Origin of the sequence: Pontibacterium sp. (genome assembly GCF_041587635.1) — a bacterium.
Lineage (GTDB): Bacteria > Pseudomonadota > Gammaproteobacteria > Pseudomonadales > Balneatricaceae > Pontibacterium.
On sequence record NZ_JBFGYC010000540.1, the window covers coordinates 1 to 2,758 of the forward strand.

General features: G+C 50.3%; 2 protein-coding genes and 1 pseudogene. 2 read left to right on the plus strand and 1 reads right to left on the minus strand.

Translation table 11 applies throughout. The features are described 5' to 3' along the window. Together ABYW01_RS18685 and ABYW01_RS18690 are read left to right on the plus strand one after the other, a co-directional pair. A pseudogene (locus ABYW01_RS18685) lies at positions 1 to 458 on the plus strand (L-2-hydroxyglutarate oxidase); the annotation flags it as partial. 384 nt (positions 459 to 842) lie between these two features. Then, complete coding sequence (locus tag ABYW01_RS18690; RefSeq protein ID WP_372835787.1) at positions 843 to 1,250, plus strand: response regulator; 408 nt, start codon at positions 843 to 845, stop codon at positions 1,248 to 1,250. Between the two features lie 83 nt (positions 1,251 to 1,333). On the opposite strand, the gene ABYW01_RS18695 is transcribed toward ABYW01_RS18690, so the two are convergent. Beyond that, complete coding sequence (locus ABYW01_RS18695; protein WP_372835789.1) at positions 1,334 to 2,572, minus strand: DEAD/DEAH box helicase; 1,239 nt, start codon at positions 2,570 to 2,572, stop codon at positions 1,334 to 1,336. Positions 2,573 to 2,758: the final 186 nt, after the last annotated feature.

Here is a 2,758-nt window from a genome sequence, read left to right on the forward strand (position 1 = left end):
CATTTCTGGGCGTACACCTGACCCGCATGATCGATGGAACGGTCACCGTAGGTCCCAATGCTGTGCTGGCGTTCAAGCGCGAAGGTTATAAGCGAACATCGCTCAGTCTGAAAGATACCGCTGAGATGCTGCAGTATCCGGGTCTGCTGAGGCTGCTGCGTAAACACTTTCGTACCAGTCTGACTGAGCTAAAAAACTCATTGAGCAAAACGGGATATCTGAAGTTAGTGCAGAAGTACTGCCCTTCATTACAGCTTGATGATCTGCAGCCTTATCCGGCAGGGATTCGTGCACAGGCGGTCGCGTTGGATGGCAGCCTTGTGGATGATTTTCTGTTCGTGAACACCCAGCGTTCGCTGGTGGTGTGCAATGCGCCGTCGCCAGCGGCGACATCTGCGATCCCGATTGGGGCACATATCATTGAGAAATTGTCACGTCAGGTGGATGACGTGTATTGAGAAGGGTTGTCAGCGGGAGTCTTGGATCAAAAGACGAGAACTAGATTGGGTTCTCTATTGGAGAGTGCGTAATCGAATTGTTGTACGACAGCCCTAAAAGCAGTGGTCAGCTGTGAGAAGTCGAATGATACCTCTCATCGGAGATGCAAAGGCGAGTAGCTTGAACATTGAGTTTCTGTTGGACCGCTTCCGTTATTGAGATGTGTAATTGTCGCAACTAAGACCGCCGTATTGCTTCCCCTATTGAGCTATTCCATAGTCCTGCCTGTTATCGGTCCTATAAGAAATATTGATTTATATCAATTTTATTTTCCGCTCAGCTTTCATCAACAAGCCAGCACCATCTACGCTTTATAGACAAAACTATAAGAGTGGATCAGGCAGATGAATGCAGATGCTGAAACTCGTACCTTAATCGTTTTAGACGATGAACCGATGATGATTGCCAGTCTGAGGCGTAGGTTAAAAGCTGAAGGCTATGATCAATATATTGTAAAAGGATTTACCCGAGCCAGGGATGCGCTTTGCGAGTTAGAAAAAGGCGAGTGCTTCGTGTTCATATCAGATTTGATGATGCCTGATATTACCGGAGATAAGGTGGTGGAATACATTCAGGAAAAGTATCCCGCTCAGCGCTGTATCGTGATCACCGCTTATGCGGAACGGGGTATGATCAGTCGAATCGTTAATCTTGGTAATACGGTGGATGTGTTGGCTAAACCACTTATTATAGAACGGTTGGTAAGTACGCTTGATCGGCTGGCCAATCAAAGCACCACGACATCAGTATAAGAGGTATCGGAAATTACTTTCCTGAAAGCACTGGGCTGTGCCAAAGGCAAAACCCAGCTTCTACTTCATATGCGTGCGCAGGTTTAGCGCTTTTTCTTAGCTTTGCTTTTCGCTGGCTTTTTGGTCGCAGCGGTCTTTTTCTTCTTCGGCTTACTTTTCTTTACCTCTTTGGGCATGGCGCGCTTTGGCTCCAGACCCGGGCAGGTTTCCTGACTGATTTTTTCACCGATATAACGTTCGATACGGTTCAGGTTGAGCCAGTCATTGCTATCCACCAGTGACCATGCAAAGCCCTGAGAGCCATCGCGGCCACTACGGCCAGCACGGTGCAGATAGATATCACCACGGCGAGGCAGGTGCAGGTTCACTACATGGGTGATATCCAGCAGGTCCAGACCACGCGCGGCTACATCGGTTGCGACCATGACTTTCAGGCGACCACGACGCATGCGTTTCAGGCGGGTGGTGCGCTCGCCTTGTGGCAGCTCGCCGTGCAGGCCATCACACATAATGCCAAGGCTGCGAATATAGGTCACCCAAGTATCGACCTGACGTCGAGAAGCCACAAAAACAATGGCCTGTTTAATATCTTTACGGGTAATCAGCGCTTTCAGTACGGCCTGTTTATGGTCGTCGTTATCGGTCAGATACACGCTCTGTCTGATATGGCTTGCGACCCCGCGTGGTGATGCCAGTGTCAGCGAGCGGGATTCCTTATTGAGCAGGTCCTGCGCGAGTGCTTCAACCTGTCCTCCTTCAAGGGTCGCGGAGAACATGAGAGTCTGGCGGGAGATGGGGGTGAGTCCGGCAATTCTGCGGATGTCACCAATAAAACCCATATCCAGCATACGGTCAGCTTCGTCGATGATCAGCATTTGGGTGACAGAGAGATCCAGCCAGCCTTTATCATCCATCTCCAGTAAGCGACCCGGTGTCGCAACCAAAATATCTAAGCCTTCACTCAGTGCTTTTTCTTGCATGCCGTAAGGCACGCCACCAACGATCAGGCTGGCCCGCAGATCGGTCAATGCAATCTGTTTTTCGACGACGTGCAGCGTCTGGAGCGCCAGTTCACGGGTTGGACTAAGGATAACAACACGTGGCGCGTCCAGCGGTCGGTCCTGCTGGTCCAGCAGATGCTGAATGGCAGGCAATACGAACGCCAGCGTTTTACCGGAGCCCGTGGCGGCACAGGCCAACAGATCAACCCCTTCCATGATGGCCGGTACGGCCTGCTTCTGGATATCGGTGGCGTCAGTGAAGCCGTTCTCAGCAAGCGTCTGAAGCAGCTCTAGATCAAGTTGGAGGTCGAGAAATGACATGGTATGAAATTGTTACCTGTGCGCAGTGAATCCGATGACAGAAAGTCTGTCGTAATGGCTGAGATTATACCGGCTGTAGCTCGTCTGCATACCATTGTGTTAAATGATTCAGTAACTGATCACGTTGATTTAACAATGATGGGACCTGATTTTGCGCTTCAGAGAACATGTTCTGACTCGCCAGGA